Annotated in this window: 18 protein-coding genes and 1 other RNA gene; 9 read left to right on the top strand and 10 right to left on the bottom strand. The window is 73.1% G+C overall.

Translation table 11 applies throughout. From position 1 onward, the window contains the following. Nucleotides 1-42: 42 nt before the first annotated feature. Together ACFWB8_RS18005 and ACFWB8_RS18000 are read right to left on the bottom strand one after the other, a co-directional pair. Nucleotides 43-831 (bottom strand): ABC transporter ATP-binding protein, encoded by a 789-nt coding sequence (locus ACFWB8_RS18005; RefSeq protein ID WP_385227253.1) that lies wholly within the window; start codon nt 829-831, stop codon nt 43-45. Beyond that, nucleotides 824-1,732 carry an ABC transporter permease gene (locus ACFWB8_RS18000; protein ID WP_385227278.1) on the bottom strand — a complete coding sequence of 303 codons (909 nt, stop codon included), beginning with the start codon at nt 1,730-1,732 and terminating at the stop codon, nt 824-826. The genes ACFWB8_RS18005 and ACFWB8_RS18000 overlap by 8 nt, the downstream gene beginning before the upstream one ends. A gap of 169 nt (nt 1,733-1,901) precedes the next feature. Here ACFWB8_RS18000 and ACFWB8_RS17995 point away from each other — a divergent pair, with 169 nt between their 5' ends. After that, a complete protein-coding gene (locus ACFWB8_RS17995; RefSeq protein ID WP_385227250.1) occupies nt 1,902-2,561 on the top strand; it encodes a TetR/AcrR family transcriptional regulator in 660 nt (219 codons plus the stop codon). Nucleotides 2,562-2,691: 130 nt separating this feature from the next. Here the strand turns inward: ACFWB8_RS17995 and ACFWB8_RS17990 are convergent, their stop codons facing one another. From ACFWB8_RS17990 to ACFWB8_RS17970, 5 genes are all read right to left on the bottom strand, one after another. Then, nucleotides 2,692-4,950, bottom strand: a complete 2,259-nt coding sequence (locus ACFWB8_RS17990; protein ID WP_385227247.1) for a CDP-glycerol glycerophosphotransferase family protein — start codon at nt 4,948-4,950, stop codon at nt 2,692-2,694. Between the two features lie 192 nt (nt 4,951-5,142). Beyond that, nucleotides 5,143-6,003 carry a carbohydrate ABC transporter permease gene (locus ACFWB8_RS17985; RefSeq protein ID WP_385227244.1) on the bottom strand — a complete coding sequence of 287 codons (861 nt, stop codon included), beginning with the start codon at nt 6,001-6,003 and terminating at the stop codon, nt 5,143-5,145. Further along, complete coding sequence (locus tag ACFWB8_RS17980) at nt 6,000-7,307, bottom strand: carbohydrate ABC transporter permease (RefSeq protein WP_385227275.1); 1,308 nt, start codon at nt 7,305-7,307, stop codon at nt 6,000-6,002. The genes ACFWB8_RS17985 and ACFWB8_RS17980 overlap by 4 nt, the downstream gene beginning before the upstream one ends. Nucleotides 7,308-7,349: 42 nt before the next feature. Then, nucleotides 7,350-8,642 (bottom strand): ABC transporter substrate-binding protein, encoded by a 1,293-nt coding sequence (locus ACFWB8_RS17975; protein ID WP_385227273.1) that lies wholly within the window; start codon nt 8,640-8,642, stop codon nt 7,350-7,352. Nucleotides 8,643-8,855: 213 nt separating this feature from the next. Next, a complete protein-coding gene (locus tag ACFWB8_RS17970) occupies nt 8,856-11,807 on the bottom strand; it encodes an FHA domain-containing protein (RefSeq protein WP_385227270.1) in 2,952 nt (983 codons plus the stop codon). Between the two features lie 435 nt (nt 11,808-12,242). Between ACFWB8_RS17970 and ACFWB8_RS17965 the strand changes: the two genes are divergently transcribed. Together ACFWB8_RS17965 and ACFWB8_RS17960 are read left to right on the top strand one after the other, a co-directional pair. Beyond that, nucleotides 12,243-13,997 (top strand): serine/threonine-protein kinase, encoded by a 1,755-nt coding sequence (locus ACFWB8_RS17965; protein ID WP_385227241.1) that lies wholly within the window; start codon nt 12,243-12,245, stop codon nt 13,995-13,997. 166 nt (nt 13,998-14,163) lie between these two features. Further along, the gene (locus ACFWB8_RS17960) at nt 14,164-15,414 is read left to right on the top strand and encodes a serine/threonine-protein kinase (protein WP_385227238.1); all 1,251 of its coding nucleotides are present in this window, start codon (nt 14,164-14,166) and stop codon (nt 15,412-15,414) included. Between the two features lie 278 nt (nt 15,415-15,692). Here ACFWB8_RS17960 and ACFWB8_RS17955 read toward each other — a convergent pair whose 3' ends face one another. Next, the gene (locus ACFWB8_RS17955) at nt 15,693-16,694 is read right to left on the bottom strand and encodes an isopenicillin N synthase family dioxygenase (protein WP_385227235.1); all 1,002 of its coding nucleotides are present in this window, start codon (nt 16,692-16,694) and stop codon (nt 15,693-15,695) included. Nucleotides 16,695-17,006: 312 nt separating this feature from the next. On the opposite strand from ACFWB8_RS17955, the gene prfB reads away from it, so the two are divergent. Beyond that, nucleotides 17,007-18,116: a peptide chain release factor 2 gene (prfB, locus tag ACFWB8_RS17950; protein WP_385227232.1), complete on the top strand. Its 1,110-nt coding sequence runs from the start codon at nt 17,007-17,009 to the stop codon at nt 18,114-18,116. A gap of 112 nt (nt 18,117-18,228) precedes the next feature. On the opposite strand, the gene ACFWB8_RS17945 is transcribed toward prfB, so the two are convergent. After that, nucleotides 18,229-18,420 (bottom strand): hypothetical protein, encoded by a 192-nt coding sequence (locus tag ACFWB8_RS17945; protein ID WP_365921525.1) that lies wholly within the window; start codon nt 18,418-18,420, stop codon nt 18,229-18,231. 239 nt (nt 18,421-18,659) lie between these two features. Here ACFWB8_RS17945 and ftsE point away from each other — a divergent pair, with 239 nt between their 5' ends. The 5 genes from ftsE to ssrA all read left to right on the top strand — a co-directional run bounded on the left by ftsE (nt 18,660) and on the right by ssrA (nt 22,588). After that, entirely contained in the window at nt 18,660-19,349 is a 690-nt protein-coding gene (ftsE, locus tag ACFWB8_RS17940) for a cell division ATP-binding protein FtsE (protein WP_385227229.1), read from the top strand. Between the two features lie 17 nt (nt 19,350-19,366). Beyond that, entirely contained in the window at nt 19,367-20,290 is a 924-nt protein-coding gene (gene ftsX / locus ACFWB8_RS17935; RefSeq protein ID WP_385227226.1) for a permease-like cell division protein FtsX, read from the top strand. A 67-nt stretch (nt 20,291-20,357) separates the two neighbouring features. Next, a complete protein-coding gene (locus tag ACFWB8_RS17930) occupies nt 20,358-21,593 on the top strand; it encodes a S41 family peptidase (RefSeq protein ID WP_385227223.1) in 1,236 nt (411 codons plus the stop codon). An 18-nt stretch (nt 21,594-21,611) separates the two neighbouring features. Continuing rightward, nucleotides 21,612-22,097, top strand: coding sequence for an SsrA-binding protein SmpB (gene smpB / locus ACFWB8_RS17925; protein ID WP_385227220.1), 486 nt, complete (start codon nt 21,612-21,614; stop codon nt 22,095-22,097). 102 nt (nt 22,098-22,199) lie between these two features. Next, nucleotides 22,200-22,588, top strand: a transfer-messenger RNA (tmRNA) gene (gene ssrA / locus ACFWB8_RS17920). Between the two features lie 271 nt (nt 22,589-22,859). On the opposite strand, the gene ACFWB8_RS17915 is transcribed toward ssrA, so the two are convergent. Then, entirely contained in the window at nt 22,860-24,155 is a 1,296-nt protein-coding gene (locus tag ACFWB8_RS17915) for an MFS transporter (protein WP_385227217.1), read from the bottom strand. Nucleotides 24,156-24,234 lie beyond the last annotated feature (79 nt).

Genomic DNA, 24,234 nt, shown 5'->3' with positions numbered 1-24,234 from the left:
GCCCGGGACCATCAGGTCCCGGGCCGCCCGCCTTCGTGCGTACTACCGCCCGGCGGTGAAGGCCTCGTACGCGTCGCAGACCTCGGCCGAGGGGCCGTCCATGCGTATGACCCCTGATTCCAGCCAGATCGCCCGGTCGCAGGTCTCGCGGACCGTGCCGATGCTGTGGCTGACGAGGAAGACGGTGCCGGCGTGCTCGCGGAGCTCCTCGATGCGGGCCTGGCTGCGCCGCTGGAAGGCGGCGTCGCCGGTGGCCAGGGCCTCGTCGATCATCAGGACGTCGTGGTCCTTGGCGGCGGCGATGGCGAAGCGCAACCGGGCGCCCATGCCGGAGGAGTAGGTCCGCATCGGCAACGAGATGAAGTCGCCCTTCTCGTTGATCCCGGAGAAGTCGACGATGCCCTGGTAGCGCTCGCGGACCTGCTGCTTGGACATGCCCATCGCGAGGCCGCCGAGCACGACGTTGCGCTCCCCGGACAGGTCGTTCATCAGCGCCGCGTTCACGCCCAGCAGGGACGGCTGCCCGTGCGAGTAGATCCTGCCGCGGGCCACCGGCTGGAGGCCGGCGATGGCGGCCAGCAGGGTGGACTTGCCCGAGCCGTTGGTGCCGATCAGGCCGATGGCCTCGCCCTTGTACGCGGTGAAGCTGACGCCCCGTACGGCGTGCACCTCACGGATGCCGGGGGCGGGCTTGCGGGAGAAGATCCGGCTGAGGGCGGCGGTGGCGCTGCCCCTGCCCTTGCCGCCGCCGGCGCCGTGCACCTTGTAGACGACGTGGACCTCGTCCGCGATGACGGTCGGGACACGGGTGTCGGTATCGGTGTCAGCCACGGCCGTACTCCTCCTCGGCCTTCCAGAAGTAGACGAAGCCGCCGACGCCGGCGAGCAGCGCCCAGCCGATCGCGAGCGGCCACGCGTGGTGCGGGAGCGCGTGCGCCTTGAAGCTGTCGATCAGCGCGAAGCGCATCAGGTCGATGTAGACGGCCGCCGGGTTCGTCTTGAGCAGGAGCAAGACCCAGTGCGGCAGATCGTCCTTCTTGAGCATGGAGTCGATCGACCACATCACGCCCGAGGAGTACATCCAGGTCCGCAGGACGAACGGCATCAGCTGGCTGACGTCGGGGCTCTTGGAGCCGATCCGCGCCATGATCATGGCGCAGCCCGCGCAGAAGACGGCCATCAGGGCGAGCGCGGGGACGGCCAGCAGCCAGGACGCGCTTGGGGTCTGGCCGAAGGCGAGGAGCAGGATGACCAGCGCGCCCATGGTCACGAGCAGTTGCTGGAAGAGCTGCACGACGCCGGAGATGGGCAGGCTCGCCCGGGGGAAGTGCAGGGCGCGGACCAGGCCGAGGTTGCTGTGGACGGCGCGGGTGCCGGCGTTGATGGAGCTGCCGATGAAGTCCCAGACGAAGACGCCGGTGATCAGGAACGGCAGGTAGTCCGGCACGCCGTTGCTGGCGTGCATGACGATGCCGAAGATGAAGTAGTAGACGGCCGCGTTGAGCAGCGGGGTGACCAGGTGCCAGACCTGGCCGAGCCTGGCCGTGCTGTACGTGGCGTGCATGCGGGCGGTGGCGTACGCCGTCACGAAGTGGCGGCGGCTCCAGAGCTGCGCGACGTAGCGGGGCAGCGAGGGGCGGGCGCCGCTGACGGTCAGACCGTGTGCGGCGGCCAATTCTGCGGCGGAGCTGCCCGCGGAGCTTGCCGCGGGGGTCACCGGTGCGGCGGTCACCGGGGCGGTGGTCACGGTCACGGGGCTCGCTTTCGACGGGGACGGGACGGGGTCGTGGCGTCGGACTGGCGACGGGACGGGTCCGTATCGTCGCTACGGCGAGATTAGGGCGCGACTCGACGGAACGCAACCGTATCGTCGTGACGAGTGAGTCCTGGCCCGCGCGGCTATGCTCTGGAGCATGACCACGGATCCTGCCCCCGCCACCCCCGAAACCCCCGCCCCGGCCCGTCGCGCCCCCGCCGGCGCGGCCGTCCTGCGCGAGGACGTGACCGAGGCGATCCGCGCGGCGGTCGTGGCGGAACTGGCCGCGGTCGGGTTCTCCCGGATGTCGATCGAGGGCGTCGCGCGCCGGGCGGGCGTCGGCAAGACGGCCGTGTACCGGCGGTGGAAGTCCAAGCTCCACCTGGTGCTGGACCTCGTGGGCGCCTTCGCGGTGGACGGCCTCCCGGTCCCGGCGACGGGCTCCCTGTACGGGGACGTGCGGGCGCTGCTGGAGGTCATGTCACACGTGCTGCGGCACCCGGTGGCCTCGGCGGTCATCCCGGACCTGCTGGTCGAGGCCGCCCGCAACCCGGAGATCGCCGAGGCGGTCCGCGGCGCCCTGTTCGACGGCCAGCGCCGCATGGCGGAGGGCATCGTCGCCGACGCGGTCTCCCGCGGCGAACTCCCGGAGGGCATCAACGCGGACCACGCCCTGGACCTCGCGATCGGCCCGCTCTACTGGCGCCAGGTCATCGTCCGCGACGCGGTGACGCCCCCGCACCTGGACACCCTGGCCCACCAGGTGGTCGCAGGCCTGAAGTCAGCCCCGCCCGCCCCGGAGTAACCGTCACATCCCGGCCGTGTCCTCGCAGGCGGGGACGGTCCGAAGATCGCCACGTCGGGTTCGGACGTGCACACGACGGTCGGACCGTCCGCGAGCGGTGCCCATGACGCGGAGGGTCTGCGCGTGCTTGCTACGGCCAGAGGCCCGCTGTGAGGGGGGTCAGGGCGGGTTCCGGGGTGGGGGCGGGGGCGGGCGGGGCGGGGCGGCGGTCTGCCAGGGGGAGGATCGCCGGGAGCGGGGTCGGCTGGCCCAGGAAGACGCGGCGGACCACGCGTTCCGCCGCGTGGCCGTCGTCGTACGGGCAGAAGCGCGCGCGGAACGCCGACCGCAGCTGGGCCGAGCGCGACCCCTGCCAGTGGCCGGTGGCGAAGATGTCCACCAGCTCGTCCTCGGTGCGGGCGATCGCGCCCGGCGGACACGAGCGCAGGTCGAAGTACGTGCCGCGCGCGGCCTCGTACGCCTCCCAGTCGTCCGCGTGGATCACGATCGGCCGGTCCAGCACCGCGTAGTCGAACATCAGGGACGAGTAGTCGGTCACCAACGCGTCGGAGGCCAGGCAGAGTTCCTCCACCGAGGGGTGCGAGGAGACGTCCAGCAGGCGCGGGTGCGCTTCCCACGAGCGGTCGCAGTCCGCGTACGTCAGGTGCGTGCGCGCCAGGATCGTGAAGCGCGGGCCCAGGTCGCGCAGGACCCGCTCGAAGTCCAGGTGGTCCGGCCGGCTGCGCCGGTAGTCGCGGTGCGTGGGGGCGTACAGGATCGCCGTGGAGCCCGCCGGGATGCCCAGGCGGGCGCGCAGTTCGAGCACGTCGGACTGGCTGGCCCGGTGGAAGACGTCGTTGCGCGGGTAGCCGTACTCCAGGGTCGTGTACGAGGAGGGGACCGCCTTCTCCCACACCAGGGTGGAGTGCCGGTTCGCGGAGAGCAGGTAGTCCCACTGGTCGGCGCCGCGCAGCAGGCCCGCGAAGTCCGTCGTCGGGGTGGCCGCCGGCCGGTCCTGGAGGTCCAGGCCGACCCGCTTGAGCGGGGTGCCGTGCTGGGTCTGCACCAGGATCTGGCCCGGCCGCTTGACCAGCGTGCGGTCGAAGTTGACGTTGGTGACCAGGTACGCGGCCCGGGCCAGGGCGGTCCAGTACGCCGCCGAGCCGGGCCGCAGCGCCGCCGTCCGGCGGGGGAGGGTCGCCGCGTGCACTGGGTCGCAGATCCACGCCGTCCGCATCCGGGGCGCCAGCTCCCGCAGCCTGGCCTCGATGGCCGCCGGGTTGCAGGCGTAAGCGCCGTGCCAGTACGCGGAGAAGACCGCCAGCTCGGGCCGCAGCGGCAGCATCCGCTGGATCCGGTAGTGCAGCCGCAGGGCTGCTTCGCGCAGGCCCCGCCGGGCGGTGGCGCCGGTCCGCGCCGCCGCCAGCGCCGCCGTGCGCAGCCCCGACAGCAGGCGGTACGTCCGCCGGGCGCCCAGCCGCATCAGGAAGTGGCGGATCCGGTCCGTGCGGGAGAGCGGCAGCGGTCGCGACCCCGGGGCGCGGTAGCGGCGCAGCAGCGCCGAGGCCCGGCCGAAGAACTCCGCCCGGCTCGCGCGCGGGAGCCGGCGCGGGTCGGCGTACAGGGCGCAGAAGTGCTGGGCCATCCGCCGGTGCACGGCCGGGCGCCAGCGCTCCAGCTCGGGGCGGGTGGCGAGGTAGCCGAAGACGCGGTCGTACTGGTCGAAGATGTCGAGGTGGCGCCGGGTGGACGTGGTCAGGATCGAGCCGGTCCGGCGCTGGCGGTAGTGCACGCAGACCCGGTCCAGGACGGCGACGGACTCCGCGGCCAGCAGCGCCGGGTAGGTCCAGGGGGTGTCCTCGTAGAACCCGGGCGGGAATTCGAGGCCCTCGCGCTCCACGTAGTCGCGGCGGTACGTCTTGTTCCACACCACCATCAGCATGCCGAGCAGCGCCGGGCGGTCGGCGAGCCGGAAGCTCGCCGGGCCCTCCTCGCGGAGCCGGTGGGAGAGGCGGTTGCGCACCAGCTCCCCGGTCCAGAAGGTGCGCGCGTAGTCGTAGACGAGCACGTCGGGGGAGCCGGTGGCCTTCAGCCGGTCGGTGATGGCCTGAAGGGCTCCGGGGGCCAGGGTGTCGTCGCCGTCGAGGAAGACCAGGTAGTCGCCGGTGGCCCGGGCCAGGCCCGCGTTGCGGGCCGGGCCCAGCCCGAGCTGGTGCGCCAGGTGCACGGCGGTCACCCGGGGGTCCCGGGCGGCGTACTCGTCGATGATCGAACCGCAGGCGTCCGGGGAGGCGTCGTCGACCGCGATCAGCTCGAGGTCCGGGTACGACTGGGTCAGGACCGAGTCCAGACTCTCCTGGAGGTACGCCTGGACCTTGTACGCGGGCACGATGACGCTGAACCGGGGCACGGCACATCCAGGGGTCGGCACGGGCATATGGCCCAGGAACCCCACGCGTGGCGATCGGGTTACGCGGCGTGCGGCATTCGGGTTACGCAGCGTCAATACCCCTTGCCAACTCCGTGATCACGAGCGAATGAAAGGCTGCCGAGTGAAGGGCTGCCGAGTGAAGGGCTGCCGAGTGAAGGGCTGCGTCACGGGCTACTTGACGGCCCCGGCCATCACCCCCGTCACGAACTGCCTCTGGAAGGCGAAGAAGACGACCAGCGGCACCACCATCGACAGGAACGCCCCCGGCGCCAGCACATCGATGTTGTTGCCGAACTGCCGTACCTGCTGCTGCAGGGCCACCGTGATCGGCGGGTGCGCGGAGTCCGCGAAGACGAGCGCGACGAGCATGTCGTTCCACACCCACAGGAACTGGAAGATGCCGAGCGAGGCGATGGCCGGCCCGCCCAGCGGCAGCACCACCCGGGCGAACAGCCGCAGTTCGCCCGCCCCGTCGAGCCGGGCGGCCTCCAGCAGCTCGCGCGGGATCTCCGCGAAGAAGTTGCGCAGCAGGAACACGGCGAAGGGCAGCCCGAAGGCGGTGTGGAAGAGGACGACACCCGCCGTGGTCTCGAACAGGCCGATGGAGCCGAAGAGTTCGGAGACCGGGATCAGGGCCACCTGTACGGGGACGACGAGCAACCCCACCACGAGCAGGAACAGCCAGTCGCGGCCCGGGAATTCCAGCCACGCGAAGGCGTATCCGGCGAGCGCGCCGAGGGTGAGCACGAGCAGCGTCGCCGGTACGGCGATGGCCACCGTGTTCAGGAGCGAGCCGGTGATGGTGTCGTTCTCCAGCAGCCGCTCGTAGTTGCCGGCCGTGAGCCGGGAGGGAGCCGTCAGCGCCTTCCACCACCCGCCCCGGTTCAGCTCGGCGGGGGAGAGGAAGGAGGAGATCAGCAGCCCGAGGGTGGGCAGCAGCCAGAACAGCCCCGCGAGAACCAGGAACACCCGCAGCGCCCCGCCCGCCACCCGCGCGGCCAGCCGACCGGTCGTGCCGTGCACCGTGCTCATCGGCGCCCCTCCTTCCGCATCCGGCGGATGTTGTAGAGCATGACCGGCACCACCAGCACCAGCAGCAGCACCGCGATGGCGCTGCCCAGCCCCGGATCGGCGTCCGTGCCGAAGGAGGTGCGGTAGAGCTGGAGGGCGAGGACGTTGGCGTCGTCCTGCACCGCGCCCGGGGCGATCACGAAGACCAGGTCGAAGATCTTCATGACGTTGATGACGAGGGTCACGAGGACGACGGCCAGCACCGGCGCCAGCAACGGCACGGTGATCCGGCGCAGCACCTGCCACTCGCCGGCCCCGTCCACGCGCGCCGCCTCCAGCAGCTCCCGCGGTACGGCGGCCAGCCCGGCCCCGATCAGCACCATCGCGAAACCGGCCCACATCCACACGTACGCCCCGATCACCGCCGGGGTGACGAGCGTGGGGCCGAGCCACTCCACCCCCGCGTACGCCTCCCGGAAGTTCGAGGCGGGCAGCCGCAGCAGCGCCCCGTCGGCCTTCGCCGACAGGGTGAAGGTGCCGTCGGCGCGGGCCGTCGCGGAGTCCACGACCCGGCCGTCCTTGACCGCCTCGATCCGGATCCCGGCGAGCGCCGACTCGGTGGGGTCGACCGTGTTCGTACGGCCGCCCCCGCCCCGGGTGAAGTCCTGCCAGGCGGTGCCGGTGACCTTGCCCGGCTCGGGGGCGGCGGCCACCGCCGTACGGGTCCCCCCGGGCAGCGCCTCCGGGGCCACACCGACCAGCGGGAGCAGCGCCGGCGCGCCCACCCGTACCGGGTCGCGCGTCACGTACGCGCCCCCGGCGGCCGGCTCCAGCGGGGAATCGCGGCCCGGGCGGGCCTTCGGGAAGGCCGAGGACTCCGCGAAGGTGTCGTGGACACCGACCCAGACGGCGTTCGCGACCCCCCGATCGGGGTCGTGGTCGTAGACGAGCCGGAAGATGATGCCCGCCGCCAGCATCGAGATGGCCATCGGCATGAAGACGAGCAGCTTGAACGCCGTGCCCCAGCGCACCCGTTCGGTGAGCACCGCGAAGATCAGGCCGAGGGCGGTGGCCGTGGTCGGCGCCAGCACCACCCACACCGCGGTGTTCCCCAGCGCGGTGCGGATCGTGTCGTCGTGCATGATCTCGCGGTAGTTCCCGGCGCCCACGAAGGAGTCGCCGGAGCGGTCGAAGAGGCTGCGGTAGAGGGAGAAGCCGATGGGGTGGACGACGAGCGCGCCGAGCAGCACGAGGGAGGGCAGCAGGAAGGCGGCGGCGATCAGCCGCCGCCGCCGGGCCTCGCTCGCCTTGGCGGCGGCCGTCACCGAAGCGGCCGACGTGGTGGTGGTTGCCGTGGCCGACACGGCTCAGTTCCCGTAGGCCTTGGCCGCGTCCGCCTCCAGTTTCGCCTGGGCGCCCGCCACGTCCGCCGGGTTGGCCAGGAAGTCCTGCAGGTCCTTCCACATGCCCGCGCCCGGGGTACCGCCGAAGGCCGCCGGGGCCTGGTCGGACAGGTCGAAGCGGAAGTCGTCGCCGGACGCGATCAGGGTCTTGGCGATGTCGCGCTGGATGGCGTTCGGGTAGGCCCCGAAGTCGACCGCCTTGTTCGGGGAGACGAAGCCGCCCTCCCGGGCCTGGATCTCCGCCGCGTCCGTCGAGGCCAGGAAGGTCAGGAGCGCCTGCGCGCCCTTCGACGCCTTCAGCGCGACCGCCACGTCACCGCCCGAGACCACGGGCGCCTTGGCGCCGACCGCCGGGAAGGGGAAGACGAGGGCGTCCGTGCCCACCTTCGCCTCGGTCTGCGCGATGTTCACCGCCACGAAGTCGCCCTCGAAGACCATCGCGGCCGCCGGGCGGTCGCCGCCGGTGAAGGTCTGCGTCACCGACTTGGGGAACTCGGTCGCCAGCGCCCCGCTCTGCCCTCCGGCCAGGAAGTCCTTGCGGCCGAACAGCTCGCCGAGGCTGGTCAGCGCCTGCTTGACGCTGTCGTCCGTCCACTTGATCTGGTGCTTGGCCAGCTGGTCGTACTTCTGCGGACCCGCCTGCGAGAGGTAGACGTTCTCGAACCAGTCGGTCAGCGTCCAGCCGTCCGCGCCGGCCACCGAGACCGCCGGGGTGCCGGAGGCGGACAGCGTGTCGGCCGCGGTCAGCAGGTCCTTCCAGGTCGCCGGCGGCTGCACGCCCGCCGCCGCGAAGGCCTTCGCGTTGTACCAGATCAGCGACTTGTTGGCGGCCTTGTAGTACACGCCGTACTGGGTGCCGTCGACCGCGCCCAGCGTCTTCCAACCGTTCGAGTAGTTCTGGTCGAGCTGGGCCTTGGCCTCCGGTCCGACCGGCTGCGCCCACTTGTTCTGCACCGCCGAGACCAGCGCGCCGACCTGGGGCAGGAGCGCCACGTCCGGCGGCTGGCCGCCCGCGATCTTCGTACCGAGGAAGGTGACGATCGGGTCCTGGGCCGGGACGAAGGTGACGGTGGCGCCGGTCCGCTTCTCGAACTCCTTCAGCACCTTGACGAAATTGGCCTGCTCCGGACCCGTCCAGACCGCCGCGACCTCCAGCTTCTCGCCCGCCAGCTGCGGTAATTGGACGCCCTGCCCGGTGGAGGCCTCGCTGCCCCGGGGCGGGTCCTTCTCGTCGCCCCCGTCGCCGCACGCCGTCATCACGAGCGCGGCGGCGGCGGCGAGCGCCGTCCAGGCGAGTGTCGTACGGCTTCTCGTGCGGGTCTTCGTACGCGGCTTCGTGCGGGTCGTCGGACCGCTCGTTGCGTGCCTGCGCATGGCTCTGCCCCCGATGCCTGTGGTGTGTCCCGTCCCACAGGTCTACGCCGACCCGCGCGCCCCCGCAATAGCGCGTGGCGGGGGCGCGGCCCGGTCTCAGGGGGCGGGCGGGAACAGCACCGGTACTGCCGAGACCAGGTGGGACGCCCGGTCCAGGGCACTGGCCAGGAGGGCGAGGTCGGTCGGCCCGTTGCCCAGCTCGCGGACCGGACGGCGGGCCGGCGGGTCGCCCATCCGGTCCCACTCGACCGGGACCACGGTCGGCCGCAGCGTCGCCGTCCGGGGGATCCGGCCGGTCACCCGGCCGGCCTGGAACGGGAGCGTCCGGCCGTCGGCGTACCGGAGCAGCCCGCGGCCGGGCCCCGGCTGGTCGGGCGCGTCCAGCTCGACGCGCAGGGTGGTCAGCCGGGCCAGTTCGGTGTCGGCGGTCCGGTCCGGGCGGGCGCTGGTGGCCACCAGGTGCACGCCGAGCCGGGCTCCCTCGCGGGCCACCGCCTCCAGCACGCGCACCACCGAGCCGGCGGCGGGGCGGCCCGTGGCGCCGAGCCCGGGCGCCACCAGCGCGTCGAAGTCGTCCACCAGGACCACGAGCCGGGGCAGCGGGCTCGGGCCCGCGGCCGCTTCGGTGCGGGTGGCCGCCGAGCGCAGCCGCAGCGTGCCGGTACGGGTGGGGTCTGCCCGGCCCGAGGGGCCGGGGGACGGGTCGAGGTCGCCGCGCAGCTCGCCGGAGGTGGGCTGGCGGGGCGAGACCATCCGGTCGGCGAGCTCCCGGTGGGCGTGCCACTCGGCGAAGGGCGCCCCCTCCAGCAGTTCGGCGCGCCGCTTGAGCTCCGCGCCGAGGGCCTGGGCGAACTCCCGCATGCGCAGTGGATCGGAAGCGACCAGGTGGGCGGAGACGTGAGGGAGTTCGGTACAGGGCAGCAGCCCGTCGCCGCGCCCGCCGCCGGCCCCGTCGAGCAGCACCAGGCCGAGCCGGTCGGGGCGGGCCGCGGCGGACAGGGAGGCGGCGACGGAACGCAGCAGCTCGGTGCGGCCGCTGCCGGCGGGGCCCTCGATGAGCAGGTGCGGGCCGTCCGCGGTGAGTTCGGCGCCGGCCGGGCCGCGCCGGCCGGTGCCGAGCACGACCTCGACGAGCCCGCCGACGCCCTGGCCCTGGTCGGTGGCGGCGGCCCAACGGGCCATCAGGGAGGCCGGGGTGGCGCGGGCGAGCCCCAGCTCGTCGAGCAGCCGCGAGGTCTGGGGCAGGGCGGCGCTGGCGGGCCGGTAGGTCTCGGCGCCCTGCGAGTCGGCCCGCAGCGGGGCCAGGGCGCGGGCGAACCGCTCGGCCCAGGCCAGGGACACGGCGTCGGCGACGGCCGTCTCGCCGGGCGGGACCGGCTTGCCGCCGCGCACCGCGAAGGTCCGTATGGCGGTGGCCACGTCCCCGCTGAGCAGGGCGACCGCACCGCAGTCCCGGAAGGCGGGGGTGCTCGCGCAGGCGGCCTCGTACGTCTCGGCGACCGGGGACGCGGGGGTGGCGGGCGGCGCCTCGGCGAGCACGAGCACGTGTATGCCGGCGGCGGGGCCGTGCGAGGCGAGCCGGCCGGTGATGTCGCGCAGTGGCCCGGCGCCGGGATCCCCGTCGAGGACGAGGAGGGTGTGCGGGCCCCGGTAGGCGTACGAGGCCTCCTGGACGGCGCGGGCGTCGGCGGCGGCCCAGTTGGTGCCGAGCAGGCTGTCGTCGAGCCGCCGCGTCAGCTCGCCGGTACGGGCCGCGGCCTGGTCGCGGTCGTACGCGAGCAGCAGCCGGCAGTCCTGCCCGTGCGCGGGCCGTACGTGCGGGAGCCAGCCGAGCCAGCCCCAGTCCCCCCGCCGCTCCGCCAGGGCGCGGGCCCGGTCGGCGGCGATGAGCACGATCTCCAGCTGCTGCCCGGGCGCCTGCAGGGCCGCGAGCTGGGCGACGACGCAGCGGGCGACCCCGGCCAGCCGCGCCCGGGGACCGGCGATCCCGAGGGCGCCGACCTCGCGCAGCGCCACCCGGCTCCCGGCCCCGAGGCCGACGTCCAGGGCGCCCGGCTCGCGGGACCACAGCCGCCGGGTCGGCCCGAGGGCGGCCAGCAGCAGCGCGGCCGGGTCATCGGGGTCGGGCCGCGTGGCGACGGCCGTCCCGGTCGCGACCCGTTCCGCGGGGGCTTCCTCCCCGCGCACCCACTTGCGCGCCCAGGCCCCGAGCGCCTTGCGGCGGCCGCCTTGTGCCGGGTCGAGCCCCGGGGCGGGGGCGGGCGCGGGGGCGGCGGCGAAGCCCGGGTCCGAGGGGTCGGGGGCCGCGAGGTGGGCACCCGGCGGGGTGTCCGGCGCGGGGGCCCCGGGGGGTGCCGCGTCGGGGTGGGGCCCGGCGGGGGCGCCCGGCTGGGGGGTGAGGGAGAGGTGGCCCTCCAGGTCCGGGGCCACCGGCAGCGGTTCCGCGTACCCGGTGGCCCGGTCGGCCAGCCGCAGGGTGGATTCGCCGACGCACAGCAGCGCCCCCGGCGCCAGCGGCACCGGGCCGGAGCCGACCGGGACGCCGTCCAGCGTCGTGCCGTTCGTCGAGTTCAGGTCCGCCACGGACACCCGGCCGTCCGGGAGCACCGTCACCGTGCAGTGCAGCCGTGACACGTCCGGATCGTCCAGCGGGACGTCCGCGTCGGCCGAGCGGCCGATGCGGATCGCTCCCGGGTGCAGCAGGTGGACCCCGCCCGCGTCCGGGCCGGCCACCACGTGCAGCTGCGGGCCGTCGGGGCCGTCCTCGTCCGGCAGGACGTTCGGGACCGGCGCGTGCAGGGCCAGTACCGCCCCGTCCACCAGCGGGGGCTCGCCCAGCACCCGGCGCTGCGGGTCGAGCCGCTCCGCGCCGGCGTACAGGATGACGGTGCCTCCGGTGTCGGGTCCGCCGACGGTCGCCGCGAGCCCGGAGGCCACCGCGGCGAGCGGGGTGCCGGCGGGCGCGGTGACGAGTACGTCGCAACTCGCGGGCGCGGTCGCGGTCTGGTGGCCGCTGCGCGACCCAAGGACGGTCAGCCGGATCTGCATCGCCGTCAGCGGTCCCTTCTGCGCGGTGCGCGGTGTGTGCGCCCGGCGGGAAACCACGGGACATGCCTGCCCGTTCGCCCCCCACCCGGCACGGACGCGTCGTCCGGTCAGGTCTGCCGGACGGCGGGGCTCCCGTCCCGGCCGTTCCGTACGGGTGCATCCTCGCACCTGTCACGGACAACACGCCCGGCAGCCGCCGACAATTGATCTTGATCGGTCGCGGGCGGGTATCAGCACCGTTCACATACGGACAGCAAGGCGAGGAAAATCGCCCCTGGCATACACCGCAAACACCATCCTTCGTACATATGTGCGGCAACCAACCTCCTGCGTCCGGCGTCTTCCCGGGGGACACCCCCTAGAGTGGGCCGGAAAACCCATCGACCGGATCGATGCCGGATCGATGACGAGAACGACAGCAGGGGAGCGCGCGACGTGCGGCCAGTCGGCAGCAAGTACCTGCTCGAGGAGCCGCTGGGACGCGGCGCCACGGGCACTGTCTGGCGTGCCCGCCAGAGGGAGATCGCCGGCGCCGAGGCGGCAGTCGCGGGGCACCCCGGCGAGACCGTGGCGATCAAGGTCCTCAAGGAGGAGCTGGCCCAGGACGCGGACATCGTCATGCGCTTCCTGCGCGAGCGCTCCGTCCTGCTGCGTCTGACCCACCCCAACATCGTGCGCACCCGCGACCTCGTCGTCGAGGGCGACCTGCTCGCGCTCGTCATGGACCTGATCGACGGCCCCGACCTCCACAAGTACCTCCGCGAGAACGGCCCCTTCACGCCGGTCGCCGCGAGCCTGCTGACCGCCCAGATCGCGGACGCGCTCGCCGCCAGCCACGCCGACGGCGTGGTCCACCGCGACCTCAAGCCCGCCAACGTCCTGCTCGACGAGCGCGACGGCCAGATGAAGCCGATGCTCACCGACTTCGGCATCGCCCGCCTGGCCGACTCCCCGGGCCTGACGCGCACCCACGAGTTCGTCGGCACCCCCGCCTACGTGGCCCCCGAGTCCGCCGAGGGCCGCCCGCAGACCTCCGCCGTCGACATCTACGGCGCCGGCATCCTGCTCTACGAGCTGCTCACCGGCCGTCCGCCCTTCGCCGGCGGAACCGCGCTGGAGGTGCTCCACCGCCACCTCAGCGAGGAGCCGCAGCGGCCCGCGACGCTGCCCGAGCCGCTGTGGACGGTCATCGAGCGCTGCCTGCGCAAGGAGCCGACGCAGCGCCCCAGCGCCGAGAGCCTGGCCCGCGGCCTGCGCGTGGTCGCCGCCGGCATCGGCGTGCACTCCGCGCCGCAGCAGGTGGAGGCCGCGCTCGGCGTCGGCGCGCTGCTGGCCCCCGACCCCTCGCCCGCGCCGGTCCCCGAGACCCCGGGCGCCGCGGACGCCACGCAGGTGCTGTCCGGGCAGGGCGGCTCGCCGATGGGTGGCTACGACCCCAACGGCATGACCAGCGTCCTGCCGCCGGTCGGCGCGGCGGACGCCACGTCCGTACTGCCGAGCGCGGGAGCCCCCGGGGCCGACCCGACCTCGGTCATGCCGCCCGTACAGCAGCCGGACCAGCCGCACCCGTGGCAGTCGCAGATGCGGGCGGCCCGCGACCGCAACGAGCAGACGCAGGTCCAGTACCTCGACCCGAGCGAGGACCCGCTGCGCCGGCGGCCGCAGCGGCAGGGGCCGCCGCCCGCGCCCCCGCAGCAGCAGCCGTACCGGCAGGGACCGCCGCCGCAGCAGTACCAGCAGCCTCAGCGGCCCCAGTACCAGCAGCACCCTCAGCACCCTCAGCACCCTCCGCAGCAGCAGTACGCCCCTCCGCCGCCGCAGCACTACCAGCCGCAGCAGCACCAGCCTCAGCCGTACCAGCAGCCGCAGCAGCCCCAGTACCGGCAGCCGCAGGCGCCTGCGCACCAGCCGCCGCAGGGTCCGCCGCAGCAGCCCGTCTCCCGGGAGCCGCGCGAGCCGCGCCGCCGCAGCGCCAACCCGGTGCACATCCCGGGCCTGGGCTGCCTGAAGGGCTGCCTGGTGCTGATCCTGGTGTTCTTCGTCGCCGGCTGGCTGGTCTGGGAGCTGACCCCGCTCCAGGAGTGGGTCGGCACCGGCCGCGGCTGGTGGGACCAGGTGTGGACCTGGGGCAACGAGGCCGTCGACTGGATCGGGACGATCGGCGACGCCGCGGACGGCACCCGGCAGTGAGTGGGGCCGGGGCCCTGTAGCGCCGACTTCGTGGATTTGTCGACTTCTGGGGCGTGATTTCGCCCGCAGAAGTGAAGGTCGCCGCGAATCGGGGCCCCTGCTGGCCTACAACCCCCATTCGGCCGCGTAGCTTTGGTGCCGTACGCCAGCCGCTGAGGGAGCAGTCGTGGCACGGAAGATCGGCAGCCGGTACACCGCGCACCAGATCCTGGGGCGCGGCAGCGCGGGCACGGTGTGGCTGGGCGAGGGGCCGGACGGGCCCGTCGCCGTCAAACTGCTGCGTGAGGACCTCGCGTCCGACCAGGAGCTGGTCGGACGGTTCGTCCAGGAGCGCAGCGCGCTGCTGGGCCTGGACCACCCGCACGTCGTCTCCGTCCGGGACCTCGTCGTCGACGGCAACGACCTCGCCCTCGTCATGGACCTCGTCCGCGGTACGGATCTTCGTACGCGCCTCGACCGCGAGCGGCGGCTCGCCCCCGAGGCGGCCGTGGCGATCGTCGCCGACGTGGCGGACGCGCTGGCCGCGGCGCACGCGGCGGGGGTCGTGCACCGCGACGTGAAGCCGGAGAACGTCCTGCTGGACATGCAGGGGCCCCTCGGGCCGGGCGGTGCGCATCCCGCGCTGCTGACCGACTTCGGCGTGGCCAAGCTGATCGACTCGCCGCGGCGGACCTCCGCCGGGCGGCCCTCGGCCCCGACGACGCGGATCATCGGCACGCCGGACTATCTGGCGCCGGAGATCGTGGAGGGGCTGCCCCCGCGGGCGGCCGTGGACATATACGCGCTGGCCACCGTGCTGTACGAGCTGCTGGCCGGCTTCACGCCGTTCGGCGGCGGGCACCCAGGGGCGGTGCTGCGGCGGCACGTGACCGAGACGGTCGTGCCGCTGCCCGGCATCCCCGACGAGCTGTGGCAGCTGATGGTCCAGTGCCTGGCGAAGGCCCCGGCGTCCCGGCTGCGGGCCTCGGAGCTGTCCGCACGCCTACGGGACCTCCTCCCGCTCCTGGCCGGGATGCCGCCGCTGGACGTGGACGAGCCGGACGACGCGGAGCCGGAGCAGGGCTCCTCGGAGGAGCCGGCGGCGGATCCCGTCCGCCGCCGGGGCGTGGTCCCGCTGGTGCCGGGGTCCGCGACGGATTCGAACCGCGACACGCACACCTCGATGCGGGTGCCGGGGCCCGACGAGCTGGCGGGGGGCGCCCTGGGCACGGCGCGGGTGCCCCGCCCGGCCGGCGGGCACCGCCCGGGCGCGGCCCGGCACCGTGCGGAGGCCGCGCGCAAGCGGCGCCTCGCCCTGTCCGCGGGTGCGGCCCTGCTGGTCGCGGCGGCCGGCCTGGGCACGTGGCTCGCCGCGTCCGGCGACGACGACCCCGCGCCCCCGCAGGACAGCAAACACACGGCCCCCCGCACCCCGTAGCCGCCCACCGGTCCTCCGCCCCGGACCCCGCGCCTCAAACGCCGGCGGGGCTGATTCTTGCCGGGCAGAGCTGCCACCAGGCGGCATCAGCCAAAATCCAGCCCCGCCGGGCTGCGGTACAGCCAGCCGAGAGGCGGCATCAGCCAGAATCCAGCCCCGCCGGCGTTTGAGGCGCGGGTCCGGGCGGAGCCCGTGGAGGAGCCGGGCAGGGCGTTCCGCTCGGCGGCCCGGGCTCGGGTCCGGGGCGGAGCCCCGAGGGTGGGGCCCCGCCCGGGGAGCTACGCGCCGACCAGCTCCGGGTGCCAGCGCCGCGCAACGGCGGGGTGGGCCCGGACCCAGCCCTTCAGCTCGTTGCGCCCGTACTCCGCGTGCAGCGGGTTCGACGCGTCGTGCGCGATGCCCGGCGCCGACCGCAGGTAGTCGCCCGGGACCGTGTCCACCACCGCGTCCAGCCGCGGGTTGTAGAAGAACGGCACCGAGAACCGCTCCACCCCGCCCCGCGGGCTCACCACCCGGTGGTCGGTGGCGGTCAGGTACCCCTCCGTCGCGATCTCCAGCAGCTCCCCGAGGTTGACCACGAAGGCCCCCGGCAGCGGCGGTACGTCCACGAAGCCGCCGTCGCGCACCACTTGGAGCCCGCCCACCGAGTCCTGGAGCAGCAGCGTCAGGAAGCCGTAGTCCTTGTGCGCGCCCACGCCCTGGTCCGCTCCCGACGGTGCGGACCCGGGGTAGCGGATCAGCTTCGTGTGCAGGTGCGGCCGGTCCGCGAAGGCCGCGTCGAAGAAGTCCGGCGGGGCGCCGATCGAGGCCAGGAGCTCCTGCAGCAGCCGGTGGGCCACCGCCGCCAGGCGGGACTGCCACTCCAGTACCGCCGTCCGCAGCTCCGGCAGCGCCGCGGGCCACTGGTTCGGCCCCTCCAGCCACAGGTACGCCGGGTCGCCCGGCCCCAGCTCCGGCGCCGGCCGCTCGGCGCCGACGTCCAGCTGGTCGCGCCAGTCGGAGGCCCCGCCCGTCAGCTCGTGCCCGATGCGGGTGTACCCGCGGAAGTGCGGGGAGTTCAGATTGCTCACGGACAGCCGGTCGGCCTCCGGGAGCGCGAAGAAAACCCTGGTCAGCTCCAGGATGCGGGCGGTCTCGGCGGCGCTCACGCCGTGCCCGGTGAGGTGCAGGAAACCGCTGTCGCGGGCGGCGGCGTGCAGTGCCTTCAGGAAATCGGCCCGCTGGGCCGGGTCGTCCGCCCGTGAGAGGTCCAGGACGGGAAGGGAGTGCGCGGACGGCATGACGTCTCCGTTTCGGATGTCACGGGGTCCTGTCCCCAAGGGGTGGCGGGGTCGCGGAAGGGGAGGGCCGCCGACAGGGATGGCGTCGGGGCCGCGTGGCCGCGTACAGGACCAAGTCGGATCGGGGTGGATCAGGCTTGGGGATGGTCCGGCGGCAGACAGCTCGTCGTCGTGACACGCATGTGGTCCACATGGCGGCGCTTGACGAGGAGAACAGTCATACGGTGAGCGTACGCCCGCACGGAGGTCCATCAGTACGGGTGATCCGGCCTGCCCGGAGATCGGCCTCCGGGGACCGGCTACGCTGGACCCGTGGCAGTCGTCGATGTTTCCGAAGAGCTGAAGTCCCTCTCCTCGACCATGGGGTCGATCGAGGCCGTCCTGGACCTCGACAAGCTGAGGGCAGATATCGCCGTGCTCGAGGAGCAGGCCGCCGCGCCGTCCCTGTGGGACGACCCGGAAGCCGCCCAGAAGATCACGAGCAAGCTTTCGCACCTCCAGGCCGAGGTCCGCAAGACCGAGACCCTGCGCGGCCGTATCGACGACCTCGCGGTGCTCTTCGAGCTCGCCCAGGAGATGGACGACGCGGACACCCTGGCCGAGGCGGAGACCGAGCTGGTCTCCGTCCGCAAGGCGCTGGACGAGATGGAGGTCCGCACCCTGCTCTCGGGCGAGTACGCCGAGCGCGAGGCGCTGGTCAACATCCGTGCCGAGGCCGGCGGCGTGGACGCCTCCGACTTCGCCGAGCGCCTGCAGCGCATGTACCTGCGCTGGGCCGAGCGCCACGGCTACCCGACGGAGGTCTACGAGACCTCGTACGCGGAAGAGGCCGGCATCAAGTCGACCACCTTCGTGGTCAAGGCCCCGTACGCCTACGGCACCCTCTCCGTCGAGCAGGGCACCCACCGGCTCGTCCGGATCTCGCCCTTCGACAACCAGGGCCGCCGCCAGACCTCCTTCGCGGGCGTCGAGGTGCTGCCGGTCGTCGAGTCCAGCGACCACGTCGAGATCGACGAGGGCGAGCTGCGCGTCGACGTGTACCGCGCCTCCGGCCCCGGCGGCCAGGGCGTCAACACGACCGACTCCGCGGTGCGCATCACGCACCTGCCGACCGGCATCGTGGTCTCCTGCCAGAACGAGCGTTCGCAGATCCAGAACAAGGCCAGTGCCATGAACGTCCTCCAGGCCAAGCTGCTCGAGCGGCGCCGCCAGGAGGAGAAGGACAAGATGGACGCCCTCAAGGACGGCGGCAGCTCCTGGGGCAACCAGATGCGCTCCTACGTCCTGCACCCGTACCAGATGGTCAAGGACCTCCGGACGGAGTTCGAGGTCGGCAACCCGCAGGCGGTGCTCGACGGCGAGATCGACGGCTTCCTCGAGGCCGGCATCCGCTGGCGCAAGCAGCAGGAGCAGACCGCGTAAGCGCCCGGACACGGCCGAAGGGCCCGGACGCCTCCTCGTGAGGTGTACGGGCCCTTCGGTCGTGCGGTGATGCGTGATGCGCTTGATCGGGACGTGGCGTGGGCTGCGCGGGCTATGCCGTCTGCTGCGCCACCAGCGCCAGTGCGGCCACCAGGACCACCAGAAGCGCGATGAGCGCCACGGGGTTCAGGCCGGAGAAGGGGCCCTCCTGCTGGAGGCGCTCCCGGTTCGCCCGGCACACAGGGCAACGGCCCTGGCTGACGGGTGCGGCGCAGTTCGCGCACACGAGCCGGTCATATGTCATGCGCTCCTCCTCTCGTCCCCTTGGTGTCCCTCCATGAGGGACAACGGCGCGGGGAACGAGACCGTTCCCCCTACCACTGTGCCAGCTTCGACGACATTCGGCGCGGCCCGTCCGGGCAATCGCGGTCGAGGGCGCCTCGGAGGCGGGGATATATCGGGCAACTCCGGACGCCGGGTCCACACCTCGCGCCCGTTCGCGTATGGTCACGCACACCTACTCCCGGCGACCGTGGTGCACCCGTGATCCGATTCGACAACGTCTCCAAGTCCTACCCGAAGCAGAGCCGCCCCGCACTCAGAGATGTCTCCCTGGACATCGCGAAGGGCGAGTTCGTCTTCCTGGTCGGCTCCTCCGGCTCCGGCAAGTCCACCTTCATGCGGCTCATCCTGCGCGAGGAGCGGGCGAGCCACGGCCAGGTGCACGTACTGGGCAAGGACCTCGCCAGACTCTCCAACTGGAAGGTCCCGCACATGCGGCGCCAGCTGGGGACCGTGTTCCAGGACTTCCGGCTCCTGCCCAACAAGTCGGTGGCCGACAACGTGGCCTTCGCCCAGGAGGTCATCGGCAAGCCGCGCGGCGAGATCCGCAAGGCCGTCCCCCAGGTCCTCGAACTGGTCGGGCTCGGCGGCAAGGAGGACCGGATGCCCGGCGAGCTCTCCGGTGGTGAGCAGCAGCGCGTGGCCATCGCCCGTGCCTTCGTCAACCGTCCCGCCCTGCTGATCGCGGACGAGCCCACCGGCAACCTCGACCCGCAGACCTCCGTCGGGATCATGAAGCTGCTGGACCGGATCAACCGGACCGGCACCACCGTGATCATGGCGACCCACGACCAGCAGATCGTCGACCAGATGCGCAAGCGCGTCATCGAACTCGAACAGGGCCGACTCGTGCGCGACCAGTCGCGCGGCGTCTACGGCTACCAGCACTGAAAGGTCCCTGAGACGCAATGCGCGCCCAGTTCGTCATGTCGGAGATCGGCGTCGGTCTCCGTCGCAATCTCACCATGACCTTCGCGGTCATCATCTCCGTGGCCCTGTCGCTGGCCCTGTTCGGTGGCTCCCTCCTCATGCGCGACCAGGTCAGCAAGATGAAGGGCTACTGGTACGACAAGGTCAACGTCTCGATCTACCTCTGCAACAAGAACGACGCCGAGGCCACCAACGGCGCGTCCTGCTCCAAGGGCGCGGTGACCCCGGAGCAGAAGCAGGCCCTGGAGACCGAGCTCAAGGGCATGGACCTCGTCGAGAGCGTGTCGTACGAGTCCTCCGACGAGGCCTTCAAGCACTACAAGGAGCAGTTCGGCCACACCGCCCTGGCCGCCTCCATCACCCCGGACCAGATGCCCGAGTCCTTCCGGGTCAAGCTCAAGCAGCCCGAGAAGTACAAGGTCATCACGACCTCCTTCTCGGGCCGGGACGGCGTCCAGTCGGTCGAGGACCAGCGCACCGTGCTGGACAACCTCTTCAGACTCCTCGGCTACCTCAACTGGGCCGCCCTCGGCATCATGCTGATCATGCTGGTGGTGGCGCTGTTGCTGATCGTCAACACGGTGCGCGTGTCCGCCTTCAGCAGGCGGCGCGAGACCGGGATCATGCGGCTGGTGGGCGCCTCCAGCTTCTACATCCAGGTGCCGTTCATCATGGAGGCCGCCTTCGCCGGCCTCATCGGCGCCGTCTTCGCCTGCGGCATGCTGGGCGCCGGCCAGTACTTCGTGATCGACCACGGCGCCGCGCTGCGCACGAAGATGGAACTGATCAACTTCATCGGCTGGGACTCCGTCCTGACGAAGCTGCCGCTGGTGCTGGTCATCGGGCTGCTGATGCCCTCCCTGGCGGCCTTCGTCGCGTTGCGCAAGTACCTGAAGGTGTGACGAGTGCCCCGCGAGCGGTACGGCCAACGACCCGTACCGCCACGGGGCTTGTCCTAGACTCGGCGCCATGCCGGGACTGCCCGCCTTCTGTCTCCGGCCCCGCGACCTGCGTCGCGGGGCCGTTTTGACGTTGGTCTTCCTCGTGGCCGTCGCAACCGCCGCGAGCACCGGCTGCTGGGACTTCGACACCCCGGCGGACATCGCGGGCCCGGGAGCCGTGCTGATCGCCCGCGGCGTGGACGGGCCCGCGGAGGGACCGGGGGCCGCCGAGGGACCCGGGGCCGCGGCCCCGCCCCGTGCGGCCGGCACCGCGGACCGGGAGGCCGTCGCCCGCGCCGCCGGGGAGGCCGCCGCCGCCGGGAAGTCCGGCAAGGACGCCGCCCAGGAGGTGGTCAGCCGCAGCGGAGACCGCTGGGGCACCGTCTACGACCGGGACGAGTACGAGACCTTCGCCGAGGACCTCGACGGCCGCTGGACCGGCGTCGGGCTCTGGGTCCAGCGCCGCCAGGGCGGCCGCGTCGAGATCGACCGGGTCCAGCCCGGCGGCCCCGCCGCCCGGGCCGGCCTGCGCGCCGGCGACCGGCTGCTGAGCGTCGACGGTCAGGGCGTGACCGGGCTGCGCGTCCCCGAGGTGGTGGCCCTGCTGCGCGGCGCGGCCGGCACCCCCGCGGTGCTGCACCTGACCCGCGGCGGCGCCGACCTCACCCAGACCGTGCGGCGCGAGGTACTGCACGCCGAGCCGGTCACCGTACGGGAACTCCCGGGCGGGATCACCGTCATCAAGGTCGCCTCCTTCACCCGCGGCTCCGGCGAACGGGTCCGGGACGCCGTCCGCGCCGCCCCGCCCGGCTCCGGGGTCATGCTCGACCTGCGCGGCAACACCGGCGGGCTGGTCACCGAGGCGGTGGCGGCCGCCGCCGCGTTCCTCGACGGCGGGCTCGTGGCCACGTACGACGTACGGGGGGACCAGCACGCGCTGTACGCCCCGCCGGGCGGCGATACGGCCCGGCCGCTCGTGGCCCTGGTGGACGGCGGCACGATGAGCGCGGCCGAACTCGTCACGGGCGCGCTCCAGGACCGGGGCCGCGCCGTCACGGTCGGCACCCGGACCTTCGGCAAGGGCTCGGTGCAGATGCCGACGCGGCTCCCGGACGGCTCGGTGGCCGAACTGACGGTCGGCACGTACCGCACCCCGGGGGGCCGCAGCCTCGACGGCGGCGGCATCCAGCCGGACCTGGCGGCGGCGGACGGGGCCGAGGAACGGGCCCGCGCGGTATTGGGTGGCCTCGGGGCGGGTCGGTAGTGCGAAAATGACCGCACTATGGCTAAGGAAAAAGGGCGCAAGCTGATCGCCCAGAACAAGAAGGCGCGGCACGACTACACGATCATCGACACCTACGAGTGCGGCCTCGTGCTCACGGGCACCGAGGTCAAGTCCCTGCGCCAGGGCCGGGCCTCGCTGGTGGACGGCTTCGTGTCGATGGAGGGCCACGAGGCCTGGCTGTACAACGTGCACGTGCCGGAGTACAGCCAGGGCACCTGGACCAACCACAGCGCCCGGCGCAAGCGCAAGCTCCTCATGCACCGGGAGGAGCTCGACAAGCTGGAGCGGAAGTCGGAGGAGTCGGGTCACACGATCGTGCCCCTGTCCCTGTACTTCAAGGACGGCCGCGCGAAGGTCGAGATCGCGCTGGCGAAGGGCAAGAAGGAGTACGACAAGCGGCAGACCCTGCGGGAGAAGCAGGACACCCGCGAGACGAACCGCGCGATCTCGGCGGTCCGCCGCAAGCAGCGGGGTACGGTTTAACCTCCTGGCACGCGGAGGTCCACTTCGCGTACCATGGCGTCAGCGCCACCCCCTCGGGGGCGGAGCGGTTCGTGCAGTACATAACTCAATAGCGTGAAACATGGGGATGATCGGTTTCGACAGCGGATGTCGATGCAGGGGAAGCGAGCCGAGGAAGCGGCAATGATCTCGTAAACCATATGTCGCAAACAATAATCGCCAACTCCAAGAGCGATAACTCCCGCTTCACCCTCGCTGCCTAATAACAGTGAGCTGAAGCCTCTGTGAGGAGCGTCAGCCCGGAAGTGGTCCCGGTCCGGATCCTGGCGTCAATTAGGGATCTAAACCTCTAACCCCGGTCACGGGGGCTGGAGGGAAACCAAACAGTGACTGAGCCCGTCGGAGACTTGTCCGTGTGATCTCCGGGGCTGAGAAAAGCGCAGCGGAATGCGCTCGGAGAAGCCCTGCTTCTGCACCGTTGGACGCGGGTTCGATTCCCGCCATCTCCACCACCCCATGTGGGCAAAGGCCCCGCGGCCTCTCGGCTGCGGGGCCTTTGTCATGCCGGGGGGTGCCTTCACAGCCGCGTCTGCGTGTTCGCGGGGAAGGTGAACCCGGCGCGGGTCCCGGCGTTGCAGGTCAGCGGCCGCGCGTCGTCCGAGCGCGTGCCTGCGACCGGGGCGCGCCGGCCGTCCCGGTAGGAGCGGGCCTCCGGGAAGGTCCGACGAAGCAGACAAGGGGTGTTCCTTCGCGAAGGGAAGGGCCTTGGGGAAGACCCCCCGGTTATCGCCGGCCTTGGGCGTTGGCCGTGAATACCACGCGGGCTCGGTCACCCGCCCGCCGGACGAACGGCCCCGCCACGGTGACCGCGAGGGCGGCCGCCGCGGGCAGCAGGTAGGCCGCGGCCGGACCGAGGTGGTCGACGGCGGCGCCCGCCGTGGCGGAGCCGGCCGCGATGCCCGCCAGGATCGCCGTGACGGCCAGGGTCATGCCCTCGTTCAGGCGGCCCTCGGGCGTGACGGCGTGCACCCGGGCCATCGCCGTCACCATCGTCGGGGCCGTGGCCATGCCCGCCAGGAGCAGCGCCGGGGCCAGCAGGACGACCGAGCCCGTCGCCGCGGCCGCCGCCGGCAGGGCCATCGCCGCGGCCAGGACGGCCAGGCAGGTGCCCAGGCCGCGCGGGCGCAGCGTGCCGTACAGGAGCCCGGCCGCGCAGGAGCCGGTCGCCTGCAGGGCCAGGACCAGGCCGGTGCCGGCGCCCAGCCGGTGCGCGTCGAGGTACGCGATCGAAGAGACCTCCATCGAGCCGAACACCAGGCCCAGGGCCAGGAAGAGGACGAGCAGCGGGCCCAGGGCGCGCAGCGGCGAGCCGCGCCGGGGCGCCGCCGTCACCGGGGGCTCGGTGGCGCGCCGGGAGGTGAAGACCAGCATGCCGGTGAGGAGCAGGGCCGCCCCGGTGAGGGTGCCCGCCTCCGGGAAGACGGCCGCGCAGAGGAGGGCCGCGAGGACCGGGCCGCACATGTAGCAGAACTCGTCGGCGGCCTGCTCGAAGGACATCGCCGTGTGGTGCGCGGCCGGGGAGTCGCGCAGCAGGTGGGTCCAGCGGGCGCGGGACATGCCGCCGATGTTGGGGGTGGTGGCCGTGGCGGCGTACGCGGCGAAGAGGGTCCAGGCGGGGGCTTCGAGGCGGACGCAGACGATCAGGGCGAGGGAGCCCAGGACCGCGATCAGCGTGGCCGGTACGGCGATCCGGGCCTGGCCGTGCCGGTCGATCAGCCGGGCCGTCCAGGGCGCGACCAGGGCGGTGGCGCCGAGTCCGGTGGCCGTGACCGCGCCGGCGAGGGCGTACGAGCCGCGCTGGCCGGCGATCATCATCACCGCGCTGATGCCGAACATGCCCATGGGGAGCCGGGCGAGCAGGTTCCCGGCGGTGAAGGCGCGGGCGCCGGGGAGGGCGAACAGCCGCCGGTACGGGCCCGGGGCGCGGGGCGCGGGCCCGGCGGGGGAGGGAGCGGCCGCGGGCGGGGCGGCGAGGACGAGGGTGGTGCCGGTGACGGTCATCAGCGGGGCAGTGGGCATGGATCAAGGTTCCGGCCGGGGGCCGGGCCGGGTCCAACACCTGTTCCCGGGGGATTCACCGCTCCCTGTTGTTAGTCTC

Origin of the sequence: Streptomyces sp. NPDC060031, from assembly GCF_042736805.1 — a bacterium.
In the GTDB taxonomy this organism is placed as follows: domain Bacteria; phylum Actinomycetota; class Actinomycetes; order Streptomycetales; family Streptomycetaceae; genus Streptomyces.
The sequence above is the reverse complement of the archived record's forward strand: the minus strand, read 5'-3'. Positions and strand labels throughout refer to the sequence as shown.